The sequence below is a fragment of the Arthrobacter sp. CAN_A212 genome, from assembly GCF_015752345.1.
Lineage (GTDB): Bacteria > Actinomycetota > Actinomycetes > Actinomycetales > Micrococcaceae > Arthrobacter_D.
On the sequence record NZ_JADOUT010000012.1, the window covers coordinates 1 to 25,921 of the forward strand.

Genomic DNA, 25,921 nt, shown 5'->3' on the forward strand with positions numbered 1-25,921 from the left:
GACCCCGTCTCACGGGCGTACTACGACCGCAAACGAGCCCAAGGCAAACGGCATAATCAGGCCCTGATCGCCCTCGCCAGACGCCGCTGCGATGTACTGTTCGCGATGCTGCGCGACGGAGTGCTATACGAGGCACCCGCGGTCAAAGCCGCCTAAACAACCAGCCCAGCAGCCGGCCGACCACGCGCCACCGGCCACTCCCTCCTGCCCAAAAACCCGGCAAACCCCAATCTCCGAAAACCACCCAACCAGCTTGACAAAGAACATAGGGACACCCCCCCCGTTGCCGTGCCTGATTTCTGCGGACGCGCCCGTTATATCGGACGCGCCCGCCGAAGTCGGGTGCGGCGGCTGACCGGTAGGCGTTCCTACATTGAAGAGTCACCGTTGATCGGCGGATAGCCAGGCATGGTCATGGCGCCTGGATCAGCGTTGCCCGGTCCCGCGTTGCCCGCGCGGCGGACAAGTTCGCCGGTGTTCTCAGCGGTCCGGATCGAGGCGATCAACGATTCGAGGCCGACCCGTGCCAGCACGAGGTAGAGAAGCCCGAAGAGCGGTCCGAGGACCAACATCACGAGCAGCCCGAACAACGCGCTCTGCTGGAAGCTGACGACGACGAACAGCAGGCAGGTGATCGCAATGATGACCATGACTGAAGGATCAGCCGAAGACTGCGTGCGCAACAGAGAAGATGAATAACCCGGCCAGGGAGCCGACCACCGTGCCGTTGATCCTGATGAACTGCAGGTCCTTTCCGATCTGCAGCTCGATCTTCCTTGACGTTTCCACCGCATCCCACCGGCCAACCGTCTCGGTAATGATCGCCGCGATGTCGCTCCGGTAGGTGCGCACCAGGTAGCCTGCCGCGTCGGCAATCCACCGGTTGATCTTCCCCGCGAGTTCCTCGTCAGTAGCCATCCGGTGACCAAAGTCCCTGACGGCCGCCTTGAAGTTCTGGGTCAGTTCACTGTCCGGATCGTCTACCGCTTCCAGCAGGGCCTTCTTGATGGTCGCCCAGGTGCTCGCCGCCAGCTCGCGCACCTGCGGGTCGCCGAGCACCTGTGCTTTGATACCCTCTGCCTTGGCGATGACCACCGGATCGTGCTGGAGATCCTGCGCCAGGTCCTTGAGGTACTTGTCGAGGGCGAGGCGAACGTCATGGCGGGGATTGGTCTGGACTGCCCGCATGAACTTGGTGATCTCGACGTAAACTTTGTCGCCAACCAGTCCATCGACGAACTGGGGCACCCAGGTGGGTGAGCGCTGGGAGACCAGGCCGGAGACAAGGTCGTAGTTGCTGTCCACCCATTCAGCAGCGCGGTCCACCAGCAGATCCACAAGCTGGTGGTGGTGGCCGTCGTTGAAGATCCGCTCGGCAATCTTCCCCGCCGGTGGGCCCCACGGCGGTGTGAGCAGGTGCTTGCGCACCATTGACTCGATGACCGCCTGCACGGCGTCGTCGTCGAGAACTGTGAACACTGCGCGGATGGCCGCGGCGCCCTCCACCGCCACCCGGTCAGCGCCCTCGGGCGTAGCCAGCCAGGCGCCCGCTTTCTGTGCGACGCCCACCGAGGCGAGTTTCTGCTGCACCACCGCTTCGGACAGGAAGTTCTCTTCGACGAACTGCCCCAGGGAAGCCCCGATCTGGTCCTTCTTGCGGGGAATGATCGCCGTGTGCGGGATTTTGATGCCCATCGGATGCTTGAACAGCGCCGTGACCGCAAACCAGTCCGCCAGGGCGCCCACCATGCCGCCCTCTGCGGCGGCCCGGACGTACTGCAACCATGGGTAGTCGTCCTGCAGGGCGAACGCGACAACAAAAATCACCGCCATGGCACCGAGCATCCCGGTGGCCACCACTTTCATGCGCCGAAGTCCGGCCGCCCGTTCTGCGTCAGTGCCGGCTAGGTGAGAGCTCAAGGATCCTCCGGAGGTCGCGGCGCACCGGCTGTGCATCCGTCTGAGTCAGTAAAGCAGCGTTTGATGGCGTAAGTCACGCCGGACGGAGCGATTTCGCGTAGCGTGTAGGTAGCTGCTGGTCGCTGATGGGAGGGCACATGCAACACACAATTTTCGCCCACCGCGGTGCCAGCCATCAGTTCGCCGAGCACACCCGGGCCGCCTATTTGCAGGCACTTGCCGAGGGTGCCGACGGCGTCGAGTGCGACGTGCACATGACACGCGATGAGGAACTGGTCTGCATCCATGATTCGACCCTTGACCGGACCTCGGATGGAACCGGCGACGTGGCAGATCACACCCTTCGCGAACTCAGGGACCTCGATTTCTCGTCCTGGAAGGGAGCGGGGATACCCGCGGATTTCGGTGGGGTCGCCGACCAGTTTCTCTCACTCGGCGACCTGTTGCGCCTGCTGTTGGATGCTGGGCGGGATGTGCTGCTGGCCATTGAGCTCAAACACCCCAGCCCCTTCGGGCTGAAACTTGAGGAAAAGCTCATCACCTTCCTGATGCGGCAGGGGTGGGATCCGGAGAGCTCCACGCTCGCCAACGTGTCGATCAGCTTCATGAGCTTCAATCCGGACTCGGTCAAGCACCTCCTGGAAAAGGTCCCGTCCCATACGGTCTGCCAGCTGGTTTCAGATGTGCGCCCGGCCGAGCTTCGTGCGGAACTGCATTTGGGGGTGCTGACCGCTGCGGCGGTGATCGGTCTGCTGCGTCGGGCCCTTCATGACGGCGAGCAGAACATCGACTCCCACGCGGCGGGAATGGCCGGGCCGGGGCTCGACTATGTGGCGGCGCATCCGGCGCGAGTGGCCCGCTGGATTGCCGAGGGGGTCCGCATCCGCGCTTGGACGGTCGACGAGCCCGACGACGTCGAACTGATGCGCAGCCTCGGAGTACATGAGCTCACGACCAACCGGCCTGCTTTCGTCCGGGCGCAGTTGACCCGGTCCGCCCCGGGCAACTAGGTCCGCGCCGCGGCGCGGGAGTGTGATTGAGTTGAAGCATGCATTCTCCGATTGAAGACTACGCACTCGTTTCCGACATGCACACCGGTGCGTTGATTTCGAAGTCCGGGAGCGTCGACTGGTTGTGTTTCCCCCGGTTTGACTCCGATTCGGTGTTTGCCGCCCTGTTGGGCGAGGAGGGTCACGGCCGCTGGCTTCTGGCCCCGGCGCCGGGTGCCGGCACGGCCGAAGTGGTTCAGTGGCACTACGTCGACTCGACCTTCGTGACGGTGACTCGCTGGCACACCGATGCAGGCGAGGTCGAGGTGACAGACTTCATGCCGATCGGCGATCGTCGGGCGTCCCTGGTGCGGCGAATCACGGGACTGAGCGGCAACGTGCCGATGAGGCAGGAGCTGGTGGTGCGGTTCGGCTATGGCACCATCCTTCCGTGGGTCAGCCGGCAAACCGACGACGGCGGTCAGGCCATCTCCGCGATCGCTGGCCCCGACGCCCTGGCACTTCGGGGACAACAACTTCCCCACGCCTCCCACCGCCGGCACGAAGGGGAATTCGTCGTCGCCGCCGGTGAAACCGTTGATCTTGAACTCGTCTGGTACCCCTCCTACCGGCCGATGCCCAAGCCGATGGACGTTGAAACCGCGTTGCGGGAAACCATCGACTACTGGTCCGGGTGGGCCGCGAGCTTCGAGCAGCGGGGCCAGTATGACCCGATTGTGAAACGCTCCCTGTTGGTGCTTCGCGCCCTGACGCATGAGGACACCGGCGGCATTGTCGCGGCCCCCACCACGTCGCTGCCCGAGCACTTCGGCGGTGCACGCAACTGGGATTACCGGTTCTGCTGGCTCCGCGACGCCGCGCTGACCCTTGAGGCGATGATGACCCACGGGTACCAGGAGGAGGCGCTGGAATGGCGCAACTGGCTGCTCCGCGCGGTGGCCGGGGACCCCGAAGACCTGCAGATCATGTACGGGGTGGGCGGCGAGAGGGACCTCCCCGAAAAGACGCTCGACCATCTGCCTGGGTACGAATCGTCCACACCGGTGCGGGTGGGCAACGGAGCTGTTGACCAGTACCAGGCCGATGTCGTCGGTGAGGTGATGGTGGTGCTGGAGAAGCTCCGCAACCGGGGGGTGGAGGAAGACAGCTTCTCCTGGCCCCTGCAGCGTGCTCTCCTGAGCTTCGCCGAGAACCACTTCGACGACCCCGATCACGGTATCTGGGAGATGCGCGGAGACCTGAAATACTTCACCCATTCCCGGGTAATGATGTGGGCGGCCTTCGACCGTGGCGTCCGTGCGGTTCGAGAGCACGGGCTGGACGGTCATGCCGAGCGCTGGGCCGAACTCCGCGACCGGCTCCGCGAGAACATCCTGGAGAAGGGGTTCGACCCGAGCATCAATTCCTTCACCCAGACGTACGGCAGCCCGGAGGTCGACGCGTCGCTGCTGCAGCTCCCGCAGGTGGGATTCCTCGACTACGACGACCCCCGGATGCTGGGGACCGTGGCCCGGCTGGAAAAGGACCTTGCCGACAAGCACGGGCTTCTCCTCAGGTACCGCACTGAGGCCGGCATGGATGGACTGGAACCGGGCGAGCATCCGTTCCTGGCCTGTTCCTTCTGGCTCGTGGAGCAGTACGCCCGGTCCGGCAGGATCGACGATGCAAAGAAGCTGATGGACCAGCTGGTGGGCTATGCAAATGGCCTGGGGCTGCTGGCCGAGGAATACGATACGGGCAGCGTGCGGATGGCGGGGAACTACCCGCAGGCGTTCTCACACCTGGCGCTGGTGCGTGCCGCTGATGCGATCCACGGCGTGAACAGCGGCTCCCTCTAGCCTTCCTAGGGCCCCCTCGCAGCACAAAAGTGCCGGGCCTGCAGAGCCGCTGTTGCGCAACAGCTGATCTGCAGGCCCGGCACTTTTCTGTGCCCTGAGCGGGGGAGGTTATGGCCGGATAATCACCTTGATGCAGCCGTCCTGCTTCTTCTGGAACTTCTCGTAGGCCGCAGGCGCCTCGTCGATGCCGATCGTATGGGTCATCAGGTCCATGACGCCCAACGGATCCGAGGGATCTTCGACGATGGGCAGCAGTTCATCGGTCCAGTGGCGCACGTTGCACTGGCCCATGCGGGTCTGGATCTGCTTGTCGAACATGTTCAGGAGGGGCATCGGGCTGGCAGTGCCGCCGTAGACGCCGCTCAGGGAGATGGTTCCCCCGCGACGGACAGCATCGATCGCGGCATGCAGCACCGTGAGACGGTCCACTCCCGCGGTTTCCATCGCCTTCTTCGCGAGGGCGTCAGGGAGCAGGTTGACCGCGTTCTGGGCGAAGGCACCCAGCGGGGAGTCGTGTGACTCCATCCCGACGGCGTCGACCACCGCGTCAGGTCCGCGACCGTCAGTCATTTCCCGCAGCTCATCACCAATGTCCTTGGTGAAATCGAGCGTCTCGATGCCATGGCGTTCAGCCATGGCGCGACGCTCGGCGACGGGTTCAACAGCAATGACCCGCTGGCCGAAGTGCCGGCCGATCCGTGCAGCGAACTGCCCCACGGGACCCAGCCCGAAGACGGCGAGCGTGCCGCCGTCGGGAACGTCAGCGTACTTCACGCCCTGCCAGGCGGTGGGCAGGATGTCGGAGAGGTAGAGATACCGCTCGTCGGGGAGCTCGTGCCCCACCTTGACCGGCCCGTAGTCGGCGTGGGGGACGCGCAGGAACTCCGCCTGGCCACCCGGCACCGAGCCGTAGAGCTCCGAGAAGCCAAGGAGGCTGGCGCCGGATCCCTGAGAGCGGACCTGTGTGGTTTCGCACTGCGACTGGAGCCCACGGACGCACATCCAGCAGTGACCGCAGGAAATGTTGAAGGGGATGACCACACGGTCGCCCGGCTTGAGGTTCGTGACGGCACTGCCGACCTCCTGCACGATGCCCATCGGCTCGTGCCCGAGAACGTCGTTCTTGTTCATGTAGGGGGTGAGCACCTCGTACAGGTGCAGGTCGGATCCACAGATTGCCGAGGAGGTGATTCGGACGATGGCGTCAGTGGGTTCCTGGATCACCGGATCCGGGACCTGCTCGACGCTGACGGTGCTCCGGCCCTGCCATGTCACTGCCTTCATGATTCACGCTCCAATTTCGTATAGTAAGTAGACTGACTACCCATCAGTATTGCCTCGATTTGTCAGGATTGAAAGCCGAGTAGGTGAATCCTTTGCCCGCGCCCTACGCTGAATCGGTGAAACACCTGCAGTCACCCGCGGTCCGGGTCGGCCTTTCGATCGCCGTCGCCACCGGCCTCTACGGGGTGTCCTTCGGTGCACTGTCGGTGACCTCCGGGTTCGATCTGTGGCAAACCATGGCGCTCAGCCTGCTGCTGTTCAGCGGTGGCTCCCAGTTCGCGTTCATCGGGGTGATCGGGGGCGGCGGAACGGGGGCCGCGGCGCTGACCGCGGCGTCCCTGCTGGGTATCCGCAACGCCGTGTACGGGATGCAGATGAATGCCCTGGTTCGGCCTACCGGGTGGCGGCGGTTCGTTGCCGCTCACGTCACGATTGATGAATCTGCGGCCACCGCGAGTGGTCAGACCGACCCGGTCGAGCGTCGTCTGGGGTTCTGGAGCGCGGGGATCGGCGTGTTCATCCTGTGGAACGCCTTCACCGTCGTTGGAGCCCTGGTGGGCGGTGCGCTCGGCGACCCGGCGAAGTGGGGTCTTGACGGGGCTGCGGTCGCGGCATTCCTGGGCCTCCTCTGGCCGCGACTCCGAGGACGGGAGCCGGCGGCGATCGCGGTGGTCTGTGCCCTGGTCACGATCGTCACGGTCCCCCTGGTGGCGCCGGGGCTGCCCATCCTGATTGCGGCGGCTGTTGCCGGCGCCATTGGCTGGTTTGGTCACGGCCGGCCCAGCGAGGGCCTTGAGCCCGACGTCGACCCCTACGCTGCCGGAGGCGATCACCGATGAATTTGTGGCTCTGGATCCTGCTTGCCTGCGTCCTCGCATTCCTTACCAAGCTCGCCGGCTACCTGGTCCCGGCGCGGTGGATGGACAACCCCCGGATGAACCGGGTCGCAGGCACGCTGACCATTGGTCTGCTCGCGTCGCTGACAGCTGTCAACACGTTCGCCTCGGGTCAGGAACTGGCCCTCGACGCCCGGATCGTCGCCTTGGCGGCCGCAGCGGTGGCACTGCTCCTGAGGGCACCGTTCCTGGTGGTTGTGCTCGCGGGAGCTGTGGGCGCCGCGCTGGCCCGGCTGGCAGGAATGCCCTGACCGGCCCACCGGCCGCGGCTTTGCGGCTGCGGCCAGTAGCCAGCCAGTGTCAGCGCGCGACGACGACGGCGGTCGCCTCCGCGATTGCTGCCTCTTCGTCAGTGGGCACAACGAGCACCGGGAACGCAGAGGCCTCGGTGCTGATCTGGCGGGGGGCCGAACTCTTCTTGCGGTTCTCGGCGTCGTCGAGGTGGACGTCGAGCGCGCCCAACCTGGTGACCACGCGCTCCCGGAACTGCCAGGAGTTCTCGCCGATCCCGGCGGTGAACACCAGCGCCTGAGCGCCACCGACGGCCACATGGTATCCGCCGATGTACTTGGCCAGCCGGTAGGAGGCGAGGTCCAGGGCCAGCTCGGCCCGCGCGTCCCCGCCGGCTGCGGACTCGACCACAGAACGCATGTCGTTCTGTCCGGTCAGACCCTTGAGGCCCGCTTCCCGGTTGAGGAGCTGATCCAGATCCCCGGCCGAGTAGCCTTCGCGGCTGAGGAACAGCAGAATCGACGGATCGATGTCGCCGGAGCGGGTGCCCATCACCAGACCCTCGAGCGGGGTGAACCCCATTGACGTGTCGATGCTGGCCCCGGCCTGCACCGCAGTGATCGAGGCGCCGTTCCCGAGGTGGGCGATGATCCCGGTGAAGGCGGCGGGGGCAACCCCCAGCAGGGCGGCGGCGTGGTCGGTGACATACCCGATGGACGTGCCGTGGAACCCATACCGGCGGATCCCGAACCGGGTGTAGAGCTCATCGGGGACGGCGTAGCGCCAGGCCTGCTCGGGGATGGTGCGGTGGAACGCCGTATCAAATACAGCCACCTGGGGCATGTCAGGCCATTTGGCGGTGATGGCCCTGATGCCCTGGACATTCGCCGGGTTGTGCAGGGGTGCAAGGGGGCTGAGGCGTTCGATTGCCCTGGTGATCTCGTTGTCCACCAGGACCGGCTCGCTGAACCGTTCACCGCCGTGGACCACCCGGTGCCCCACAGCGTCAATGGCTTTGCCCTGCAGCGCCTGCTCGACGTCGTCGGTCACCCGGTCGAGCGCCGCCTGGTGGTCGGCGGGCCCACCGTGGGTGGAATCACCGATCCGTTCCACGGTGCCGTCGGCCAGCCGTTCGCCGGTCCCGGTGTCGCGCACCTGGTACTTCAACGATGATGAGCCCGAATTGATGACAAGAATGATCATGATGCCTCCTGTCAGAAACTCTACTGGAGGCTGCTGACGTCGTCCGGCGGCGTCTTACGGCAGGCGACTGGGGCACCAGCAAAAACCCATTTCCGATGTAGGTGGATGGCAAGTCGAGTAGCATCGGCGTATGGAAGCTACCGAGGTGGTCCGGCAGTATTGGTCGGCGGTGTGGAGCCGGGACTGGAACGCTGTTGGACGAACCCTTGCCGACAACGTGGAGGTCTTCTGGCCCGTCACGCGCGAAATCATCCGTGGCAGGGACAACCTGGTTGCGGTGAACTCGGAGCATCCAAACGGGTGGAGCATTGACGTGCTAAATGTTTACGACGCTGGCGACGTGGTGGTGTCTGAGGTGCAGGTGCCTCAGGAGGACGTTGGCATCTTCCGCGTTGTGTCCATCTGGACCGTGGCCGACGGCGTTATCATTTCGGGCCGCGAATACTGGACCCTCTACGGCGGGGAGGAAGGCCGCGACTGGCGGCGCAAGTACAGCACCGTTGGCGACATTCCCTCCTGAGATCAGCGTCAGGCAAGCCGAACCAGTCGATCGCCTCTGCCAATCACTCCCCGGTGTTCTGCGCCTGGACCGCTGTGATCGCGACGGTATTCACGATGTCCTCAACGGTGCAGCCACGGGAGAGGTCATTGACCGGCTTCCGGAGCCCCTGCAATACCGGCCCCACCGCAACCGCACCGGCCGACTGCTGGACCGCCTTATAGGTGTTGTTGCCCGTGTTGAGGTCGGGAAAAATGAACACGGTGGCCTGACCGGCTACCGAGGAACCCGGCAGCTTGGACTCGGCGACTGTCGCATCGACTGCGGCGTCGTACTGGATGGGTCCCTCCACGGGAAGGTCGGGCTGGCGTTCGCGTACCAGTTCGGTGGCGCGGCGCACCTTGTCCACCGCACCTCCGGAGCCTGACTCGCCGGTCGAGTAGGAGAGCATCGCCACCCGGGGTTTCACACCGAACTGCTGGGCTGTTGCGGACGACGCGATAGCAATATCGGCGAGCTGCTCGTCATTGGGGTCGGGGTTGACCGCGCAGTCACCGTAGACCAGGACACGGTCACGCAGCAGCATCAGGAAGACCGACGAGACAATCTTTACTCCCTCCTTCGTCTTCACGAACTCAAGAGCCGGACGAATGGTGTTCGCGGTGGTGTGGGCTGCCCCGGACACCATTCCGTCCACTTTCCCGAGCTGCACCATCATGGTCCCGAAGTAGGCACCTTCCAGCATGCGCTCGCGGGCGCTTTCGATGGAGACGCCCTTGTGGGAGCGCAGCCGCGTGTACTCGGCGGCGAATTCCTCGCGGAGCGCGGAGGTCGCAGGGTCAATCAGGGTCAGCCCGGTCAGGTCGATACCCTGTCCGGCAGCGAGTTCCCTGACCTTCGCCTCCGGCCCCAGAATGGTGAGATCGCAGACGTCGCGCCGGTGCAGGATTTCGGCGGCCCGAAGGACCCGCAGGTCCTGCCCCTCGGGCAGGACAATGTGCCGGCGCTGGGACCGCGCCCGTTCAATCAGGTCGTGGAGGAAGCGCAGCGGCGTCATCGTGAGTGCCCGGGGCAACTCCAGCCGCTCAAGGAGTTCCGGCTCGTCCACCTGCCGCGCCCACGCGCCCAGGGCTGCTGCCGCCTTGCGCCGCAGGCCGGTAGCGATCTCGCCGCGCACCTCGCTGACCCGACGCGCTGCGGTATACGTGTCGTCGTCGACCGCGAACACGGGGAACGGCGCCTGGGCCAGCAGGGAAAGGATCGTGGAGTCAGGGGCGAGCCCTCCGGTGAGGATCATCCCGGACGGGACCGGGAACTCGGCCGAGAAGGATGATGCGAGGGTTGCCACCATGACGTCGGCCCGGTCGCCGGGAACAATCACCAGGGCGCCGTCGGTGAGCTGGTGCAGGAAGTTGCCCACATTCATCGCCGCGACCTTGATCGACGCGACATCCCGCTCAAGGGTAGGACTACCGGCGATCTGACGGGCGCCGAGTGCCTTCGCCACCTCGCCGACGGTGGGCCGGGAGATCTCGGACAGTTCGGGAATCACATAGACGGGACGCCCGGAGCGCCCCGGCCGGACCTGCGCACTGATCTCGGCGACGGCGTCGTCGGCGGCCCGGTTCACCATCATCGCCAGCAGCGAGACCTGCGCGGCGTCCAGTTCCCTCCGGGCGACGTCGACGGCGTCGGCCGCTTCGGGAACCGACATCTCCTTCGCGTTCACCACCGCCAGCACCATGGCGCCCAGGTTGTTGGCCAACCGGGCGTTGAGATCGAACTCGAGGGCGGCGTCGTGCCCGCTGAGATCGGTGCCCTCGACGATGATGACATCGCAGTCGCGCGCGATCTCGCTGTAGATGGCAACGCAGCGGGTGTCGATCTCCTCACGCTGCCCCTTGACCAGCAGCGCCCGCGCTTCCGTGCGGGTGAGACCGCCGCGCGCCCGCGACGCGGACAGGTCGAAGGTGCGTTGCATCAGGTTGACCATCGGGTCCGCCTCAACGTCATCCCCCTCGACGATGGGCCGGAAGAATCCGACCCGGTCGGAGTGCCGGTGCAGCATGTCGGCCAACCCCAGTGAGATCAGTGACTTTCCTGAGCCTTCGGTCATGGCGCTGACGTATATTCCACGAGTCATTGACTCATCCTCCCAAACCGCGGCTTCAGTAGCCATGACGGCAGGCACATCCGCGGGCTTTATCTTCGGACCGGGGACTTTTTTTGGGGTGCACCAGGGCACCTGCGGCGGGACCAGGTACGCCCAACCCGCCACCCCTGCGCACAAGATTCCCGACGACGGCCGGTCTGGTTGATCACGGACCTTCATGCCAGACTTGGACCATGCTTGTAGCCTTCTCAGTTGCCCCAGCCGGACACGGCGCCACCACAGGTGAAAACGCGGACGGCTCGGTCCACGATGCGGTGGCCGAGGCCGTGAAGATCGTCCGCGATTCGGGTCTGCCCAACCAAACCGACTCGATGTTCACCACCATCGAGGGTGACTGGGACGAGGTGATGGAGGTGATCAAGCGGGCCACCGAAGCTGTCGGCAAGTACGGAAGCCGTGTCTCACTGGTCCTGAAAGCCGACATCCGGCCCGGCTATTCGGGTGAGTTGACCGGCAAGGTGGAGCGCCTTGAACAGGCCATCGACGAGATGGACGAGTACCAGGGCCATTCATGACCGGCGGGGTTGACCAGTGACCGAATGGGCCGACGTCGAGCGTTACCTGGTGGATACAGTGGTCCACCCGGATGGCGCGTTGGTCCTCGCCGTTGAGGCGACAGCCGACGCGGGAATGCCAGCCATCGAAGTGACCCCTACCCAGGGGAAGTTCCTGATGCTGTTGGCGAGAATCGCTGGCGCTCGCCGGGTTCTCGAGATTGGCACCCTCGGCGGGTTCAGCACCATCTGGTTGGCGCGGGGGATTCCCGACGACGGGACGGTTGACACCTGCGAGTACGAGCAGGCTCACGCCGACGTCGCCCGCAGGAACCTTGACCAGGCGGGTGTGGGCGGGAAGGTCAGGATCCATGTGGGCGCGGCATTGGACACGTTGCCCACCCTGACTGGGCCCTACGATCTGTTTTTTATCGACGCTGACAAGGTCAACAACCCTCGTTACCTCGACTGGGCTGTCCGGCTCTCCCGGCCGGGCAGTGTCATTGTGCTCGATAACGTGGTGCGCGGGGGATCAGTCCTGGACGTAGACGGGGATGAGGCGGTGCAGGGTACCCGCGGCGCGCTCGAACTGCTGGGCTCCCACCCCCAGCTGGAGGCCACCGCGCTGCAGACCGTCGGTTCCAAGGACTGGGACGGGTTGGCGTTGGCCGTGGTGGTAGCCGCCGCGCCCTAAACTGGACTGGTGAAATTTTCCATCCGCCGTGCGTCCCCCGACGACGCCGAAGCGTACTCGCGCACGCATCTGCAGGGCCTCCACGAGACCTACGCCCAGATCATGCCACCGGCCTTCCACAGCCATTACGACGCCGAACTTCCGGTCCTGATGGCCAAGCGACGGGATGCACTCGAGGCTGGCGCTGCTAGTTGGCTGGCGTTCGATAAGGCAGGGACAGCGGTCGGCATTGCGACCTCGGGGCCGGGCCGCGACGACGACCGGCGCGACTTCGAGCTGCACCACATCTACACCCTCGCCTCCACCCACGGCACCGGGCTGGGCCAGCAACTGCTGGACACGGCGATCATGGACCAGGCAGCATACCTGTGGATACTGAACGGCAACCGCCGGGCTGAGCGCTTCTATCGGCGCAACGGGTTTGAACCCGATGGCACGTCCACTCTGTGTGGGCCCACCTGGCACCACCGGCCCATGTTCAGGATGCACCGGCAGCGACAGGTACGCAGCAGCGACGAACGGACGCCGGCGTCGGATTCACGGCAGTGACGGATGCACAGGCGGTTCAGACCCCGGTGCGACTAGCATGAGCCCCATGTCCCCGTTCACCATCCGGCCAAGCGCCGCCGACGAGGTGGAGGCCGTGCTCCGCATGAAGAACCTCGCGTGGCGGCAAACCTATGCCAGCAAGCTCAGCGATGCTGTGTTTGACCGGCTCGACGCGGAGCTCCCCGCACAGGCGGTCGCCCTGCAGGACAGTATCCTGCAGGGCGCGCAGCCACCGCTGGTGGCAACGGATGCCAGCGGCCACATCGTCGGGGTCGCCGCTGGCGGGCCCGCGCGAGGTGACAACCCCCCGACAGAGGTCGAGCTCTACATGGTCTACGTGCTGACCGAAGCGCACGGCATGGGTGTGGGCCAGCAGCTGGTGAGTGGAGCCATCGGTTCCGCCCCGGCCTTCGTCTGGGTGTTGGAGAGCAACGCCCGAGCCATTGCGTTCTACCGGAAACTCGGCTTCACCCCCGAAGGAACCGCTGAACCCCTGTCCGCGCAGTGGAACCACCAGCGCGAGCTGCGCATGGTCCGGGCAACGACGCCGTGACCGTGACAGTCCGCCGGGCGACCCCCGACGACGCCGACGCCCTGGTGGTGCTGCATAACCGGACCTGGCGCGAAACCTACGGCCACCTGGGACCGCCCGAATTCTTCGACGCCCGAGACGCACGCGCCGCCGCGGACGCCGTCGACCGCCGCCGCCAGCTCGACGACGGCGTCCCGTGGACGGTCGCGGTCGACGACGACGACACACTCGTCGGGTTGGCGCTTGCGGGCCCCAGCCGGGACGCGGACCGCGACGGAACTGAGCTGTACTTTCTGTACGCGCTCCGGCGGGTTCACGGCCGCGGAGTGGGTCCGGCGCTGCTCACCGAAGTGCTTGGTGAACGGGCGGCAAGCCTCTGGGTGCTGGAAGTGAACCACCGGGCTACCGCCTTCTACGGCAGGAACCGGTTTGTCGCTGACGGTGCCCGCCGGAAGGTCAGGACCGAAGGATCCGATCTGCAGGAAATCAGGATGGTGCGTCACTAATGGGCCGGCAACGTGCGCCCCGCTCCGGAGCTCCGAAAGCAGCGGCTGACAATGAAACGGGACCGGTCTCCGGAATCTACGAGACCGACACCGGCACGTGCGAGCTGGAACCCGATCCGTTCAACCCCAACGGCTGGATCCTCAAGGTCAACGGGGTGCCGAGCTCCCACATCGATCTCAGCGACCCGCTGCAGCTGGACTTCGAGTACATGCGGTGGATTGCGGCACTCGTCGAATCCCACCGCCGCGAACTTCACCGCGGCGAGGGCGCTCCACTGCGCGCCCTGCACCTCGGCGGCGGCGCGTGCTCGTTGGCACGCTATCTGGCAGCGGCATTTCCTGAAGCGCGTCAGGTGGTGGTGGAGCTCGACGGAAAGCTCGCCGGGCTGGTGCGGGACTGGTTCGATCTGCCGCGGGCTCCCCTGGTGCGTATCAGGGTGGGGGAGGCGAGGGAAGTGACCGAGTCCCTCACCGCCGGCAGCCGGGACCTGATTATTCGTGACGTCTTTGCCGGCAGCACCACCCCGCGGCCATTGACCACCCTTGAGTTCACCCAGCACGCCAGACGGGTCTTGAGCGACGGTGGTCTCTACCTGGTGAACTGCGGTGACTCGCCGGCTCTTGCCGGCGCGCGACGGGAGGCGGCCACGATCGGTGAGGTCTTCGCGTACACGGCGATCATCGCTGATCCGGCAATGCTCAAGGGCCGGCGCTACGGGAACGTGATCATCGCGGGAAGCGACAGTCCGCTGGGCCAGGACCCAGGTCTGGCACGCGTGCTGCTGGGCGGTGGGGTGCCCGCCCATGCCTGGGATGACGCGCGGGTGCGGAAGTTCAGCAACGGCGCCCAGGTGCTCCGCGACCAGTAGGCCCGACCGGAACGCAGTGGGGCCTCAGCCCGTCGCGTGCCGGCCCAGCAGGCGGTCCTCATAGGCGGTGGTTGCCTCCCGCAGTGAGGCAACCACCGCGGCGACCGCAGGCTGGCGGAGCGAATCCGGCCTCGCCACCAGCCAGTACCCGAGCCGCTCCGCAATCTGGTCGGGGAGTAGGCGGACCAGGTCGCGGTGGCGGTCGGCCATGAAGCACGGCAGCAGACCGATTCCGGCGCCGGAACGGGTTGCCTCCACGTGCACAAAGACGTTGGTTGAACTGAGCGAATCCCTCATGGCCGGGAGCAGGCGGCGCGGGGTGTCGAGGCTATCGACCTGCAACATCGAGTCGATGAAGTAGACCAGTTGGTGCTCGGTGGCTTCAGCGACGCTCCGCGGTGTCCCCCATTCGGCCAGGTAGTCACGCGATGCATAGAGTCCCAGCATGTATTCACCCAGGCGGATGGCCTCCGCGCGATGCACCTGCGGTTCACCGACCACCACCTCCAGGTCGAGCCCGCTCCGGGTCTGGGACGCGCGGCGGGTCGCTGCGACAATCTCGATCGACAGTAGCGGGTGTAGACGGCGCAATCTGGCGAAGGCCGGTGCGGCAATATACGCGCTGAACCCGTCGGTGGCACTCATGCGCACGACGCCGGCAACGGGGGCGTCGTCGTCGTCCCCGCTGGCGAGCCCCGACACCGCTGAGGCTACCCGTTCCGCTGCGGCGACAGCCCGGTGCCCCAGCTCGGTAAGCTCCCATCCTCCGCTGGCCCGGACAAGCACATGGCCGCCGAGGCTCTTTTCCAGGGCCGCGATCCGGCGCGAGACGGTCGTATGGTTCATCTCAAGGGCGTCCGCGGCGGTGGTGAAGCGACCACTGTGCGAAACGGTGAGCAGGATCAGCAGGTCGTCGGGATTCAGTGAGCTCATATCTGCATTTTCGCACCTTGCTGGTGCGATATTGATCATTGAACTGCCTCGAATCTGCAGTGATACTCAATGAGGTTGTCCGTGGAGTGATGTCAGTCACTACGCTACGCAGTACGCATCGTGTCACCGACGACACAGAAGGAGAACGCCATGAGCGTCAATCAACGCTCCACCCAGCCCGGGCCTCAAGGATTCGCCGGGAAGGACCGAACCGACGAATCTGGCCTGAAGAAGGTCGTCGCCGCCTCAATGGTGGGAACCGTCGTCGAGTGGTACGAATTTTTCCTCTACGCCACGGCCGCAACTCTGGTCTTCGCGGTTGTTTTCTTTCCCAACGCCGCCACGCCGCTGGACGGGATCATCGCCGCGTTCCTGACCTACGCCGTCGGCTTCATCGCCCGCCCCCTTGGTGGGATCTTCTTCGGCCAGATCGGCGACAAACTCGGACGCAAGCACACCCTGCAGGTGACGATCATTCTGGTGGGCGTCGCTACGTTCCTGATGGGCTGCCTGCCGGGTTTTAACACCATCGGCTACTGGGCTCCCGCGCTCTTGGTGGTCCTGCGCTTCATCCAGGGTTTCGCGGTTGGTGGTGAATGGGGCGGAGCTGTCCTGCTGGTTGCCGAGCACAGCCCCAACAAGTCCCGTGGTTTCTGGGCCAGCTGGCCACAGGCGGCTGTGCCGGTCGGGAACCTGCTCGCCACGGTGGTTCTCCTGACCATGTCCTTCATCCTGCCGGAGGACGAGTTTCTCGCCTGGGGCTGGCGGGTGGCGTTCTGGCTGTCAGCAGTCATCGTGGTGATTGGCTACTACATCCGGACACACGTCAGCGAAGCTCCGATCTTCCTTGAGGCCCGCGAGCAGGTGGAGCGGGAGAAATCGATCAACTACGGGGTCCTTGAGGTAGTGAAGAAGTACCCCAGGGGGATCCTCGGGGCCATGGGTCTGCGGTTCGCCGAGAACATCCTGTACTACATCATCGTCAGCTTCTCGATCGTCTACCTCAAGACCGTCCACGAATACGACACCAGCCAGCTCCTCCTGGCGCTCCTGATCGCGCACGTGGTGCACTTCCTCGTGATTCCGCAGGTGGGACGGTTGTCCGACCGGTTCGGTCGGAAACCTGTCTACCTGGCGGGAGCCATCCTCGGGGCGACCTGGGCGTTCTTCGCCTTCCCCATGTTCGACACCCAGAACCCCGTGATCATCATCCTGGCCGTCACCATCGGCCTGTGCTTCCACGCACTGATGTACGCGGGCCAGCCGGCGATCATGGCGGAGATGTTCCCCACTCGGATGCGGTACTCAGGCGTCTCACTCGGCTACCAGGTGACCTCGATCATCGCCGGGTCGATGGCCCCCATCATCGCGACCGCCATCCTGCAGGAGACAGGCTCCTGGGTTGGCGTGGCCCTGTACGTCCTCGGCGCCTGTGTGGTGACCGGAATCGCCGTCGTGACCCTGCGTGAAACCCGGGGTATTTCCCTGCGCGACGTCGACGCCGAAGACGCGCACCGGCATGGCCTCTCGGCACGCCAGGCTGCCAGCTAGTGGTGGCTCCACGCCCGCAGCACCCGGCAGCATCGGAGCCCACCGGCGGGCAGCCACTCTCCGGGCGCCGGGCACTGGTGACCGGCGGTGCCAGCGGCATTGGTGCTGCGACCGTGCGCGCCCTCGCCGCACAGGGCGCGTCCGTTACCGTGGCCGATCGGGATGGTGATGGCGCGGCCGCGCTGGCGAAGGAGGTTGGCGGCGACGCCTGGGTGGTGGACCTGCTGCACACCCGGGAGCTGGAGGACATCTCCCTGGAGGTGGACATTCTGATCAACAACGCGGGGATCCAGTCCGTACAGCCGATCCACACGTTTGCCCCGGCCGACTTCCGACGCATTCACACCCTGATGCTGGAGGCCCCCTTCCTGCTGATCCGCGCGGCGCTGCCGGGGATGTACGAGAGGGGATTCGGGCGCATTATCAACCTGTCCTCCATCCACGGGCTCCGGGCGTCACCGTTCAAGGCGGCGTACGTCTCCGCGAAACACGGCCTCGAAGGTCTGTCCAAGGTGACAGCGCTCGAAGGCGGGGAGCACGGTGTGACGAGCAACTGCGTGAACCCCGGGTACGTCAGGACACCGCTGGTCGAGAATCAGATCAGTGACCAGGCGCGCCTGCATGGGATCTCCGAGGAGGACGTGCTCGCGACCATCATGCTGACGGAGAGCGCGATCAAACGGATGGTGGAGCCGGAGGAAGTGGCTGGACTCGTGTGCTGGCTGGCATCCGACCTGGCAGGCATGGTGACCGGTTCGTCTTACGTGATGGACGGCGGCTGGTCTGCACGCTGACCTGCTGACGGGTGCTAGCGCAGGCCCAGCGCCAATTCGATCGGCCCAATCCCGAAGAACACGACGAACGCTCCGGCGACAGCCCACATCAGCGGGTGGATCTCGCGTGCCCGGCCCTGGAAGGTGCGTACCAGGACGTAGGCGATGAACCCGGCCCCCAGCCCGTTGGCGATTGAGTAGGTAAACGGCATCAGGATGAAGGTCAGGAACGCGGGGATCGCGACCCCCCAGTCCTCCCAGTCAATCCGACCGACCTGCGCCACCATCATGAACCCGACGACGACGAGGGCCGGCGCCACCGCCTCGAACGGCACCAGGGAGATCAGCGGGGTGAAGAACATTGCCAGCAGGAACAGAACACCTGTAACGATGTTGGCGATGCCGGTGCGTGCCCCCTCGCCGATCCCGGCACCCGATTCGACGTAGATCTGGTTGGAGGACACGGACCCGGCGCCGCCAGCGACGGCGCCAAGAGCGTCAACCACGAGGACCCGGTTGACGCCAGGGATGTTGCCCTTCTTGTCGACCAGCTTCGCCTCGTTGGCCAGACCCACCATGGTGCCCATGGCGTCGAAGAAGATGCTCAGCAGGATGGTGAAGGTCAGCAGCAACGCGGCGGTCGCGCCGATCGTGCCGAAGGCACCGAACAGGCTCACGTTGCCGATCAGGGTCAGATCCGGCACGCCCACCCACGAGCCGGTCGGAATCTCGGGTACCACCAGGGACCAGCCCTGGACGTTTGCGCCGTCGGGGCCGACGCTCGGTCCCACGTTGGCTACTGCCTCAATGATGACGGCGAGGATGGTGGAGGCAATCACGCCGATCAGGATGCCGCCGCGGACCTTTCGGACCACCAGGGCGATGGTGAGGATCAGCCCGAACACGAAGACGAGCGTGGGCCAGCCAAGCAGCGCGCCCTCGAAACCCAGGCCCACCGGGACGGTGGTCTGCGCGTCGTCGGGGACCCGCCTGACAAACCCCGCGTTGACCAGGCCGATGAGGGCGATGAACAGACCGATGCCCACCACGATCGCGGTCTTGAGGCTTTCGGGGACGGCGTTGAAAACGGCGGTCCGGAAGCCGGTGAGGACCAGAATCAACATGGTCAGTCCAGCCAGCATCACGAGCCCCATCACCTGTGGCCAGGTGAGTTCGGGGTTGGTTGCCACAGTGATCGCAACGAAGGCGTTCACCCCGAGTCCTGTGGCCAGCGCGAACGGGTACTTGGCCCACGCCCCCATCACGATCGTCAGTACTCCGGCCACGAGCGCGGTCACTGCCGCAACCCGCTCGAAGCCCAGTTCGGCGCCGGAGGAGTCCGCTCCCGCCAGAATGAGCGGGTTAAGGACCACGATGTAGCTCATGGCAAAGAAGGTGGCCACCCCACCGCGGATCTCCCGCGCGTAGGTGCTGCCTCGTTGGGAGACTTCGAAATAACGGTCCAGTACGGAACCCTTTTTGAGCATGGTCATTCCTTGAACGAAGTGGGGAGGTCTGCGGATCGAGTCTATCTGCTGCTCAACGGTCTCCCGCTCCCTCCCAGCGAGCTGACAGGACCGACACGTAGAGTTGGCCTATGAGTAGCACCAACCCCCGTTCAACACGGACCGCAGCCGGCCACCTTTTCGTCAGGGTACCCGCCCTGCTTGCCGCGATGCTGCTGGTGGTCCTGATGACAGCATTGGGCTCCGCGTCCACCGCCAACGCCCACGACGAGCTGGTCGGCAGCAATCCCGAGGCCGGAGCAAGCGTCGAGCAGCTCCCCGAGGCGATTGAGCTGACATTCTCCAGCGTGCCGTCGGGGATCGGATCGGAAGTTGAAGTTCTTGACGAGACTGGCGGCAACTGGGCCGAAGGCGACGTCGCCATCGTTGATCGGGTGGCGAGCCAGCCGCTCCGCACCGGAGCGCCAGCAGGCGAATATACGGTGAACTGGCGCGTAGTTTCCTCGGATTCGCACCCGATCGAGGGAACCTTCACCGTCACCGCGGCTGCCGCAGGTACTGCCCAGTCCCCTTCCGCAGCGGTAGGCACCCAGATGCCGATCGAAATCGAGGAAGCCGAGCAGACCGTCCAGAACGATTTCCCGTGGAGCATCGTGGTGATGGTGGTAGTTCTGATCGGGCTGGCAGTCTACCTGGCAGTTACAGCACGGAAGCGGTTGCGGCAAGGATCCGATTCCTAGCACTCCCGCAAGGATCGGCGCACCGATTCAATTCGCAATTTTTGCTCATTAGCTGATGTTTGCTTATCGCCCTATGGGCTGTACTCGGCAATTAATGCACCGGCCAAGATAACGAAAGAACATCAATTCGTTGACGTCTCGTGGTGACTTCGTCCGACGTCGATAATCCCCGAGTTCATCGGGATCGAGGCGCCTTCAGGGTGTGTCGGAGGGCTCCAAAGCTGCCATCATACGGCGCCGATCCCAGCTTTTTTACGAGGTTCGGCCGCGCCTGAGGCGAGTCATCGCCGGTATATTGGGGTTATTCAATACCGCTGATTGTCATCGCCGATTTTGGACTGAGGCCATTGTTGCCCGTCCCCTCCTGCAAATAAGCAGGCTTATTTTCCGATTTATCCGTGATCCGCAGGGTGTGATTTTAATGCCTTGACCGCCAGGTCCGATTGTCCTGGGTGGTGCCATTCAGCGTTCCGTGCGTGTCCAAATTGTGCTGTCCCAGGGCAGGCATCGAAAGCAACGCAGAGCGAGGAGCAAGATAACTGTGCCAGTCATTGAGGCCCAAGGGGTCTTTAAGATCTTCGGAAACAGACCCGTTCGCGCCGTCGAGCGGTTGCGTGCCGGGGCGACCCGTGAGCAACTTCGCAAGGACAACCTGACCCCCGCGGTCATCGATGCCACTTTCGACGTCGCTGAAGGCGAGATCTTCGTTGTGATGGGCCTGTCCGGGTCAGGCAAGTCGACCCTGATCAGGATGGTTAACGGTCTACTCATGCCAACCGCCGGATCGATGAGCATTGCCGGCAATGACATCACCCGTCTGAAGGGCAAGGATCTGCGGCGGGTGAGGCGGGAAAAGGTCAGCATGGTCTTCCAGCACTTCGCGCTGTTGCCCCACCGAACGGTCGGCGAGAACGCCGCCTATGGGTTGAAGGTGCAGGGGCTGAACCGTTCCGAACGGGAGAGAAAGGCTGAGGAAGCACTGCGACTGGTCGGGCTGGATGGCTGGGGAGGATCGCTCCCCGGTGAGCTCTCCGGTGGAATGCGGCAGCGGGTGGGGTTGGCGCGTGCCCTGGCAGCCGAGACCGACGTGATGCTGATGGACGAAGCGTTCAGCGCGCTCGATCCGCTCATCCGACGCGAGATGCAGGACCAACTGGTCGAGCTGCAGCACAAGCTCGGCAAGACCATCCTGTTCATTACCCACGACCTCAACGAAGCGATGCGGCTTGGCGACAGGATTGCGATGATGCGAGACGGTCGGATAGTGCAGATCGGGACGACCGAGCAAATCCTGAACGATCCTGCCAACGATTATGTCGCCCAGTTCGTCCAGGACGTTGACCGGACGCGGGTGCTTACCGCATCGGCGGTCATGGAGCCGGCCGTTGCCGTGCTCGGAAGCGAACAGGGCCCACGGGCTGCCCACAAGCTGCTGAGAGAGCATCAGCTCTCCAGCCTGATGGTTGTCAGCCGGGATAAAACCCTGCAGGGGATCGTGCATGAGCAGGACGTGGCCGTCGCCGTTTCGCGGGGCGCCGACAACCTCGACGGCCTGCTGCGGTCGGCTGCGACGGTTCGCCTGGATACGCCGCTCGCCGACCTGATGACGGCCGCGGCGGAGAGCGTCGTTGCCCTGGCGGTGGTCGACAACCAGGGCCGGCTCTCCGGAGTGATTCCAAGGGTCACCCTGCTCAACGCGCTCGGCGACCCCAACGCGAGAGTCGAACATATCGGTCCCGATCAGGAGGTGATGGCATGAGCCTCACAACCAGCCGCACCGACGGCGAAATAGTGCCCCGCATCCCTGTCGGCGAAGGGATCGAGACGGTCTTCGACTGGGTGGACGACACCCTGGGCAGCTTCTTCACCTCTGTCCGCGATGTGATTCTAGGCGCGACCGACGGCCTGGCCGACGCGCTCAACACCCCGGCTCCGCTCGTGATGGTGATTCTGTTCTCGCTGTTGGCATTACTGGTCAAGGACTGGAAGTTCGCCCTCGTGGCGTTTGTGGGGCTCGTTTTCGTTATCGGCGTCGACCAGTGGGAGAACGCGATGACGACGCTTGCCCTCGTGCTGATTGCCACTTTTATCGCCCTGGTGATAGCCATCCCGCTCGGTGTCGTCGCGGCAAAGTCGGATTCGATGAGCAATGCGATCCGCCCGGTGATGGACCTGATGCAGACCATGCCGGCTTTCGTCTGGCTGGTACCGGTGGTCACCCTCTTCAGTATTGGTGTTGCTGGCGGTGTCGTCGCCACGGTCATCTTCGCGTTGCCGCCGGGTGTCCGGCTCACCGAGCTGGGCATCCGTCAGGTGGACTCCGAGGTGGTCGAGGCCGGTCACGCGTTCGGCAGCACCCCGGGACAGATCCTGCGCGGCATCCAGCTTCCGCTGGCGTTGCCGACGATCATGGCGGGCGTCAACCAGGTGATTATGCTCGCGCTCTCCATGGCGGTCATTGCCGGTCTTGTGGGCGCTGGTGGGCTCGGCGGCGCCGTGACCTCCTCGATCTCGCAACTCGACATCGGGCTTGGCTTCGAAGCTGGCCTGTCCGTGGTGGTCCTGGCGATCTTCCTCGATCGTGCGACGGCGGGCGTCGGCGACGGCAGGTCGGACCGCGACCGCCGACTCATGAGAGGGCTGGCCAGGATATTCGGCCGGCCTGGGGCGAAGCCGGTTCCACAAACCACTACATCTTGACCCTCCAACCACTCCACGGGCGCCCTTTCGATGGGCACCCTCCGATGAATAAGGAAAGAAGATCAATGACTAAGAAACTAGGCACACGACGCGTCGGAGTACTTGCGGCACTGATGACAGTTGCTCTCGGAGTGACAGCCTGCGGCGGATCAGATGCGTCCAGCGACGAGGGAACCGAAGATGCGGCACAGGCCATTACCCTGGGCATCATCCCCTCCTGGACTGACGGACTGAGCACCGCCTACCTGTGGGAGAACATCCTCGAAGCCGAGGGAATCGACGTCGAGATCCAGGAACTGAGCGAGGCTGCCCCGCTCTACACTGGCCTTTCGAACGGCGATCTTGACGTGTACCCCTCGGGCTGGTCCGAAGCGACCCACGCCGAGTACATGGAAGAGTACGGCGACGACATCGAGGATCTTGGCGCTTACTACGACAACGCCAAGCTCACCTTCGCCGTCCCGGAATACACGGACATTGACTCGATCGCTGACCTCACCGGCAACGCCGACATGTTTGACGGCCGGATCGTCGGCATCGAACCGGGAGCCGGCCTCACGGCCGTGACCAAGGACGATGTCATGCCCGCGTATGGCCTTGAGGACGACTATGAGCTTGTCGAGTCGTCCACGACGGCGATGCTGACGGAGCTGCAGAGCGCCGTCGACGCCGAGGAAGACATCGTGGTGACCCTGTGGAAGCCTTTCTGGGCGAACAGCTCCTTCCCCCTGAAGGATCTTCAGGATCCCGAGGCTGCGCTGGGCCCGGTTGAGGGACTGCACACGTTGGCGCGGACCGGGTTCACCGAGGACTTCCCGGAGGTCGCCGAGATGATGTCCAACTTCAAGCTCGACGACGAACAGTACGGTCAGCTTGAGAACCTCGTCGTCAACGAGTTCGGTTCAGGCCAGGAAGCTGAAGCCGTCGAGCAGTGGCTCGAGGAGAACCCCGACTTCATCGATGGCCTGAAGGGCTAGCACTCAGCTGATTTTTCAGGGGTAGCGCCCCGAGGCGGGAGGACCGGACATTTGTCGGTCCTCCCGTTGTCGTCGATGCCCGGTTCGTGTACCAGGAAAGCTCCGGTCGGCTGACTAGACGTTGATGGCCCGCGTCGGCACGAGCAGCGGTGGATGCTGGACTATCGCGGCGCTGACCAGCTTGGCCTGACGGACAATTTCCCGGGTGGTGGGGCTCAACAGCTCTCCCACCCCCACCAGATGCAGGCCGATCGCCTGGGTGGCCGACTTCAGGTCATGGCCTACAGCTAAGCCCAGGGAGAGCAAAAACCGGCGCAACTGATTCTGGGGGTACTTCGTGAGCACCACATGGTCAGCCAGCAGCACGCCGCAGTCAGTTTGCACAGCCCATTTCTTGGCTCCAAGGATCGGGGCGGGCAGCAGCTTCGAATGGCCTACCACGCACAGGTTCTCGGCGAGCGTGCTGTGACGGATATCCAACGAATGGCTGCTGGCATACCCGCGCAACAGCCGAAGCAACTCGGTCCGCTCAGCGAGGGACACCGAATCGGTCAGCGCGGTCCGGGAAAGCTGCCCGGTGTCCACCGGGTCCAGACACTCGACCACGATGGAGTGGATACCCCGTCGACTCAGTTCGCTGGCCACCGCCAAACCGGGAAGTCCCGAGCCAATCACCACCGTGGTAGTGAGTTCCGCGCCGCCGTGCACGGCTGAGCTTGTGACCACAGTTCCGGGCATCGGCGAACTCACAGATAGACCTCCGGGGGATGGTGTAATTCCGCACAGCCCGGCGCCTCTTCCGGGCCGTGCGGACACTTGGCTGCGAACGGGTCAACCAAGCGCACTTCGTTACAGACGACCCACGAGTGGCTCATTCCAGTAACGATTTCTCGAAGCGTACATAACTTTGGCCACGGTGAATAGTCCTATGCGGGAGAGTAGGCTTTGAAATAGTGTGGCGGCGGTTCGCGATTGGCGACTGGGTGCCGGAGTTTGTAACCGTAGAGAGGCGTGGCCATGAAAAAGGCACAGTCTGAGAATGGTATGAACAGTCGCTACGGCAGTGGGATTGTCGTCGGTGTGGACGGGTCCGACCAGAGCCAGTGCGCTCTGGTCTGGGCGGCCCACGAGGCCGAGCGCAGAGGCACCCGCCTGAGTGTGGTGACGGCCTACACCGTTCCGGTGTTCGCAGCGTCCAGCATGGACGCCGGATACGCCACGATTGATGACGCAGTCATCCGTGAGGGTGCGGAGGCAGTGGTCAACCAGGCCGTCGAACGTGTCAAGGGCCTCCCGATCGACGTCGCCCCCAGGGTGGAAGCTGGCGACGCCGCCGGGGTGCTTCTGGAGCTTTCGGAGGAAGCCGAACTGATTGTGGTCGGCTCCCGCGGGCGAGGCGGCTTCGTCGGTCGACTGCTGGGGTCGGTCAGTAGTGCGGTCCCCGGACACGCCAAGTGCCCCACTGTGGTGATTCCCCTCTGCGCAGCCCGCCGCCTCCATGAGGCAGGTGTGGAGCCGCCCCGGATGAAGGGCGAGCCCGGCCCCACCGCTGATCAGGTGGAAAAGGTGGTGGTGGTGGGCGTTGACGGTTCGGAGCAGGCTCGCATGGCGTCCCTGGCCGCAGCCGAGCAGGCGGTTTCACGGGGAATGCCACTGCGGGTGGTCTGCTCGCTTCCGCCGTTCACCGGGTCACTGGCGTGGGTGCCAGCCCCGCTGGACCGGGAGGCGCTGCACGCTGACATCCGCGTCCAGCTGAACGCCGGGAAGAAATGGCTGCAGAGTCACTTCCCAAGCCTCCAGATTTCCGTCGACCTCCTCGATGGACCTCCGGTGGAGGTGCTCATCGAATCCTCCCGCACGTCGGAGTTGCTGGTGGTTGGCACCCGTGGGCGGGGAGGGTTTGCGGGAATGCTGCTTGGCTCCACCAGCCAGGGGGTACTGCATCACGCCAAAGGTCCGGTGCTGGTTGTCCCCGACAGTGATGACCCACGGCTAGTGGACCGCGAAAAGTTCGGACCGATGGTCGCACCCACCAGCTGATGGGCGGCCGTCCGGCCAGCCCGCCAACCAGGGCCGCAGCTGC

At 64.7% G+C, this 25,921-nt stretch carries 26 protein-coding genes and 1 pseudogene; 19 read left to right on the forward strand and 8 right to left on the reverse strand.

Annotation, left to right across the window (positions count from 1 at the left end):
- Window positions 1-156: pseudogene (locus IWX64_RS10315) on the forward strand (IS110 family transposase); the annotation flags it as partial.
- Window positions 157-368: 212 nt separating this feature from the next.
- Here the strand turns inward: IWX64_RS10315 and IWX64_RS10320 are convergent.
- Together IWX64_RS10320 and IWX64_RS10325 are read right to left on the reverse strand one after the other, a co-directional pair.
- Window positions 369-650, reverse strand: coding sequence for a DUF4282 domain-containing protein (locus IWX64_RS10320; protein ID WP_196867048.1), 282 nt, complete (start codon window positions 648-650; stop codon window positions 369-371).
- 10 nt (window positions 651-660) lie between these two features.
- The gene (locus IWX64_RS10325) at window positions 661-1,866 is read right to left on the reverse strand and encodes a DUF445 domain-containing protein (protein WP_334683252.1); all 1,206 of its coding nucleotides are present in this window, start codon (window positions 1,864-1,866) and stop codon (window positions 661-663) included.
- 191 nt (window positions 1,867-2,057) lie between these two features.
- On the opposite strand from IWX64_RS10325, the gene IWX64_RS10330 reads away from it, so the two are divergent.
- Window positions 2,058-2,930, forward strand: coding sequence for a glycerophosphodiester phosphodiesterase (locus IWX64_RS10330; protein ID WP_196867050.1), 873 nt, complete (start codon window positions 2,058-2,060; stop codon window positions 2,928-2,930).
- 38 nt (window positions 2,931-2,968) lie between these two features.
- A complete protein-coding gene (locus IWX64_RS10335; protein ID WP_196867051.1) occupies window positions 2,969-4,768 on the forward strand; it encodes a glycoside hydrolase family 15 protein in 1,800 nt (599 codons plus the stop codon).
- Between the two features lie 108 nt (window positions 4,769-4,876).
- Here the strand turns inward: IWX64_RS10335 and IWX64_RS10340 are convergent, their stop codons facing one another.
- The gene (locus tag IWX64_RS10340; protein WP_196867052.1) at window positions 4,877-6,052 is read right to left on the reverse strand and encodes a zinc-dependent alcohol dehydrogenase; all 1,176 of its coding nucleotides are present in this window, start codon (window positions 6,050-6,052) and stop codon (window positions 4,877-4,879) included.
- A 116-nt stretch (window positions 6,053-6,168) separates the two neighbouring features.
- Between IWX64_RS10340 and IWX64_RS10345 the strand changes: the two genes are divergently transcribed.
- Window positions 6,169-6,891, forward strand: a complete 723-nt coding sequence (locus tag IWX64_RS10345) for an AzlC family ABC transporter permease (protein ID WP_196867053.1) — start codon at window positions 6,169-6,171, stop codon at window positions 6,889-6,891.
- A complete protein-coding gene (locus IWX64_RS10350) occupies window positions 6,888-7,199 on the forward strand; it encodes an AzlD domain-containing protein (RefSeq protein ID WP_196867054.1) in 312 nt (103 codons plus the stop codon). Before IWX64_RS10345 ends, IWX64_RS10350 begins: the two co-directional genes overlap by 4 nt.
- A 49-nt stretch (window positions 7,200-7,248) precedes the next feature.
- Here IWX64_RS10350 and IWX64_RS10355 read toward each other — a convergent pair whose 3' ends face one another.
- Window positions 7,249-8,382: an acetate/propionate family kinase gene (locus IWX64_RS10355; RefSeq protein ID WP_196867055.1), complete on the reverse strand. Its 1,134-nt coding sequence runs from the start codon at window positions 8,380-8,382 to the stop codon at window positions 7,249-7,251.
- A 130-nt stretch (window positions 8,383-8,512) separates the two neighbouring features.
- Between IWX64_RS10355 and IWX64_RS10360 the strand changes: the two genes are divergently transcribed.
- Entirely contained in the window at window positions 8,513-8,902 is a 390-nt protein-coding gene (locus IWX64_RS10360) for a nuclear transport factor 2 family protein (protein ID WP_196867056.1), read from the forward strand.
- Window positions 8,903-8,945: 43 nt separating this feature from the next.
- On the opposite strand, the gene pta is transcribed toward IWX64_RS10360, so the two are convergent.
- Window positions 8,946-11,024 (reverse strand): phosphate acetyltransferase, encoded by a 2,079-nt coding sequence (gene pta / locus IWX64_RS10365; protein ID WP_196867057.1) that lies wholly within the window; start codon window positions 11,022-11,024, stop codon window positions 8,946-8,948.
- A 203-nt stretch (window positions 11,025-11,227) separates the two neighbouring features.
- On the opposite strand from pta, the gene IWX64_RS10370 reads away from it, so the two are divergent.
- The 6 genes from IWX64_RS10370 to IWX64_RS10395 are packed head-to-tail and all read left to right on the forward strand — an operon-like array spanning window position 11,228 to window position 14,698.
- Window positions 11,228-11,569, forward strand: coding sequence for a thiamine-binding protein (locus IWX64_RS10370; protein WP_196867058.1), 342 nt, complete (start codon window positions 11,228-11,230; stop codon window positions 11,567-11,569).
- Window positions 11,570-11,585: 16 nt separating this feature from the next.
- Window positions 11,586-12,242 carry an O-methyltransferase gene (locus tag IWX64_RS10375; RefSeq protein ID WP_196867059.1) on the forward strand — a complete coding sequence of 219 codons (657 nt, stop codon included), beginning with the start codon at window positions 11,586-11,588 and terminating at the stop codon, window positions 12,240-12,242.
- A gap of 9 nt (window positions 12,243-12,251) precedes the next feature.
- Entirely contained in the window at window positions 12,252-12,791 is a 540-nt protein-coding gene (locus tag IWX64_RS10380; RefSeq protein WP_334683242.1) for a GNAT family N-acetyltransferase, read from the forward strand.
- Between the two features lie 46 nt (window positions 12,792-12,837).
- Window positions 12,838-13,344, forward strand: a complete 507-nt coding sequence (locus IWX64_RS10385; RefSeq protein ID WP_196867060.1) for a GNAT family N-acetyltransferase — start codon at window positions 12,838-12,840, stop codon at window positions 13,342-13,344.
- On the forward strand, window positions 13,341-13,829 hold the full coding sequence (locus IWX64_RS10390; RefSeq protein WP_196867061.1) for a GNAT family N-acetyltransferase: 489 nt from the start codon (window positions 13,341-13,343) through the stop codon (window positions 13,827-13,829). Before IWX64_RS10385 ends, IWX64_RS10390 begins: the two co-directional genes overlap by 4 nt.
- Window positions 13,829-14,698: a spermidine synthase gene (locus tag IWX64_RS10395; protein ID WP_196867062.1), complete on the forward strand. Its 870-nt coding sequence runs from the start codon at window positions 13,829-13,831 to the stop codon at window positions 14,696-14,698. The genes IWX64_RS10390 and IWX64_RS10395 overlap by 1 nt, the downstream gene beginning before the upstream one ends.
- A 24-nt stretch (window positions 14,699-14,722) precedes the next feature.
- Here the strand turns inward: IWX64_RS10395 and IWX64_RS10400 are convergent, their stop codons facing one another.
- Window positions 14,723-15,631 carry a LysR family transcriptional regulator gene (locus IWX64_RS10400; protein WP_196867063.1) on the reverse strand — a complete coding sequence of 303 codons (909 nt, stop codon included), beginning with the start codon at window positions 15,629-15,631 and terminating at the stop codon, window positions 14,723-14,725.
- A 150-nt stretch (window positions 15,632-15,781) separates the two neighbouring features.
- Between IWX64_RS10400 and IWX64_RS10405 the strand changes: the two genes are divergently transcribed.
- Both IWX64_RS10405 and IWX64_RS10410 read left to right on the forward strand, forming a co-directional pair.
- Window positions 15,782-17,182 (forward strand): MFS transporter, encoded by a 1,401-nt coding sequence (locus tag IWX64_RS10405; protein WP_334683243.1) that lies wholly within the window; start codon window positions 15,782-15,784, stop codon window positions 17,180-17,182.
- The gene (locus tag IWX64_RS10410; protein ID WP_334683244.1) at window positions 17,182-17,976 is read left to right on the forward strand and encodes a 3-hydroxybutyrate dehydrogenase; all 795 of its coding nucleotides are present in this window, start codon (window positions 17,182-17,184) and stop codon (window positions 17,974-17,976) included. The genes IWX64_RS10405 and IWX64_RS10410 overlap by 1 nt, the downstream gene beginning before the upstream one ends.
- A 14-nt stretch (window positions 17,977-17,990) precedes the next feature.
- Here the strand turns inward: IWX64_RS10410 and IWX64_RS10415 are convergent, their stop codons facing one another.
- Entirely contained in the window at window positions 17,991-19,442 is a 1,452-nt protein-coding gene (locus tag IWX64_RS10415; protein ID WP_196867064.1) for an NCS2 family permease, read from the reverse strand.
- 110 nt (window positions 19,443-19,552) lie between these two features.
- Between IWX64_RS10415 and IWX64_RS10420 the strand changes: the two genes are divergently transcribed.
- The 4 genes from IWX64_RS10420 to IWX64_RS10435 all read left to right on the forward strand — a co-directional run bounded on the left by IWX64_RS10420 (window position 19,553) and on the right by IWX64_RS10435 (window position 23,838).
- On the forward strand, window positions 19,553-20,161 hold the full coding sequence (locus IWX64_RS10420) for a copper resistance CopC family protein (protein WP_196867065.1): 609 nt from the start codon (window positions 19,553-19,555) through the stop codon (window positions 20,159-20,161).
- A 541-nt stretch (window positions 20,162-20,702) separates the two neighbouring features.
- Window positions 20,703-21,920, forward strand: coding sequence for a quaternary amine ABC transporter ATP-binding protein (locus tag IWX64_RS10425; RefSeq protein ID WP_196867066.1), 1,218 nt, complete (start codon window positions 20,703-20,705; stop codon window positions 21,918-21,920).
- Complete coding sequence (locus IWX64_RS10430) at window positions 21,917-22,861, forward strand: ABC transporter permease (protein ID WP_196867067.1); 945 nt, start codon at window positions 21,917-21,919, stop codon at window positions 22,859-22,861. Before IWX64_RS10425 ends, IWX64_RS10430 begins: the two co-directional genes overlap by 4 nt.
- 65 nt (window positions 22,862-22,926) lie before the next feature.
- Window positions 22,927-23,838: a glycine betaine ABC transporter substrate-binding protein gene (locus IWX64_RS10435; protein ID WP_196867068.1), complete on the forward strand. Its 912-nt coding sequence runs from the start codon at window positions 22,927-22,929 to the stop codon at window positions 23,836-23,838.
- A gap of 114 nt (window positions 23,839-23,952) precedes the next feature.
- Here the strand turns inward: IWX64_RS10435 and IWX64_RS10440 are convergent, their stop codons facing one another.
- The gene (locus IWX64_RS10440) at window positions 23,953-24,564 is read right to left on the reverse strand and encodes an FAD-dependent monooxygenase (RefSeq protein ID WP_334683245.1); all 612 of its coding nucleotides are present in this window, start codon (window positions 24,562-24,564) and stop codon (window positions 23,953-23,955) included.
- 318 nt (window positions 24,565-24,882) lie between these two features.
- Here IWX64_RS10440 and IWX64_RS10445 point away from each other — a divergent pair, with 318 nt between their 5' ends.
- Window positions 24,883-25,878: a universal stress protein gene (locus tag IWX64_RS10445; protein WP_334683246.1), complete on the forward strand. Its 996-nt coding sequence runs from the start codon at window positions 24,883-24,885 to the stop codon at window positions 25,876-25,878.
- Window positions 25,879-25,921 lie beyond the last annotated feature (43 nt).

Bases quoted from the DNA above. Each gene is read 5' to 3' on its own strand.
- IWX64_RS10340 (WP_196867052.1), bottom strand. From the start codon at position 6,052: ATGAAGGCAGTGACATGGCAGGGCCGGAGCACCGTCAGCGTCGAGCAG.
- pta (WP_196867057.1), bottom strand. From the start codon at position 11,024: ATGACTCGTGGAATATACGTCAGCGCCATGACCGAAGGCTCAGGAAAG.
- IWX64_RS10325 (WP_334683252.1), bottom strand. From the start codon at position 1,866: ATGAAAGTGGTGGCCACCGGGATGCTCGGTGCCATGGCGGTGATTTTT.
- IWX64_RS10385 (WP_196867060.1), top strand. From the start codon at position 12,838: ATGTCCCCGTTCACCATCCGGCCAAGCGCCGCCGACGAGGTGGAGGCC.
- IWX64_RS10320 (WP_196867048.1), bottom strand. From the start codon at position 650: ATGGTCATCATTGCGATCACCTGCCTGCTGTTCGTCGTCGTCAGCTTC.
- IWX64_RS10350 (WP_196867054.1), top strand. From the start codon at position 6,888: ATGAATTTGTGGCTCTGGATCCTGCTTGCCTGCGTCCTCGCATTCCTT.
- IWX64_RS10330 (WP_196867050.1), top strand. From the start codon at position 2,058: ATGCAACACACAATTTTCGCCCACCGCGGTGCCAGCCATCAGTTCGCC.
- IWX64_RS10415 (WP_196867064.1), bottom strand. From the start codon at position 19,442: ATGCTCAAAAAGGGTTCCGTACTGGACCGTTATTTCGAAGTCTCCCAA.
- IWX64_RS10395 (WP_196867062.1), top strand. From the start codon at position 13,829: ATGGGCCGGCAACGTGCGCCCCGCTCCGGAGCTCCGAAAGCAGCGGCT.
- IWX64_RS10435 (WP_196867068.1), top strand. From the start codon at position 22,927: ATGACTAAGAAACTAGGCACACGACGCGTCGGAGTACTTGCGGCACTG.
- IWX64_RS10445 (WP_334683246.1), top strand. From the start codon at position 24,883: ATGAACAGTCGCTACGGCAGTGGGATTGTCGTCGGTGTGGACGGGTCC.
- IWX64_RS10355 (WP_196867055.1), bottom strand. From the start codon at position 8,382: ATGATCATTCTTGTCATCAATTCGGGCTCATCATCGTTGAAGTACCAG.
- IWX64_RS10420 (WP_196867065.1), top strand. From the start codon at position 19,553: ATGAGTAGCACCAACCCCCGTTCAACACGGACCGCAGCCGGCCACCTT.
- IWX64_RS10430 (WP_196867067.1), top strand. From the start codon at position 21,917: ATGAGCCTCACAACCAGCCGCACCGACGGCGAAATAGTGCCCCGCATC.
- IWX64_RS10405 (WP_334683243.1), top strand. From the start codon at position 15,782: ATGAGCGTCAATCAACGCTCCACCCAGCCCGGGCCTCAAGGATTCGCC.
- IWX64_RS10335 (WP_196867051.1), top strand. From the start codon at position 2,969: ATGCATTCTCCGATTGAAGACTACGCACTCGTTTCCGACATGCACACC.
- IWX64_RS10370 (WP_196867058.1), top strand. From the start codon at position 11,228: ATGCTTGTAGCCTTCTCAGTTGCCCCAGCCGGACACGGCGCCACCACA.
- IWX64_RS10400 (WP_196867063.1), bottom strand. From the start codon at position 15,631: ATGAGCTCACTGAATCCCGACGACCTGCTGATCCTGCTCACCGTTTCG.
- IWX64_RS10360 (WP_196867056.1), top strand. From the start codon at position 8,513: ATGGAAGCTACCGAGGTGGTCCGGCAGTATTGGTCGGCGGTGTGGAGC.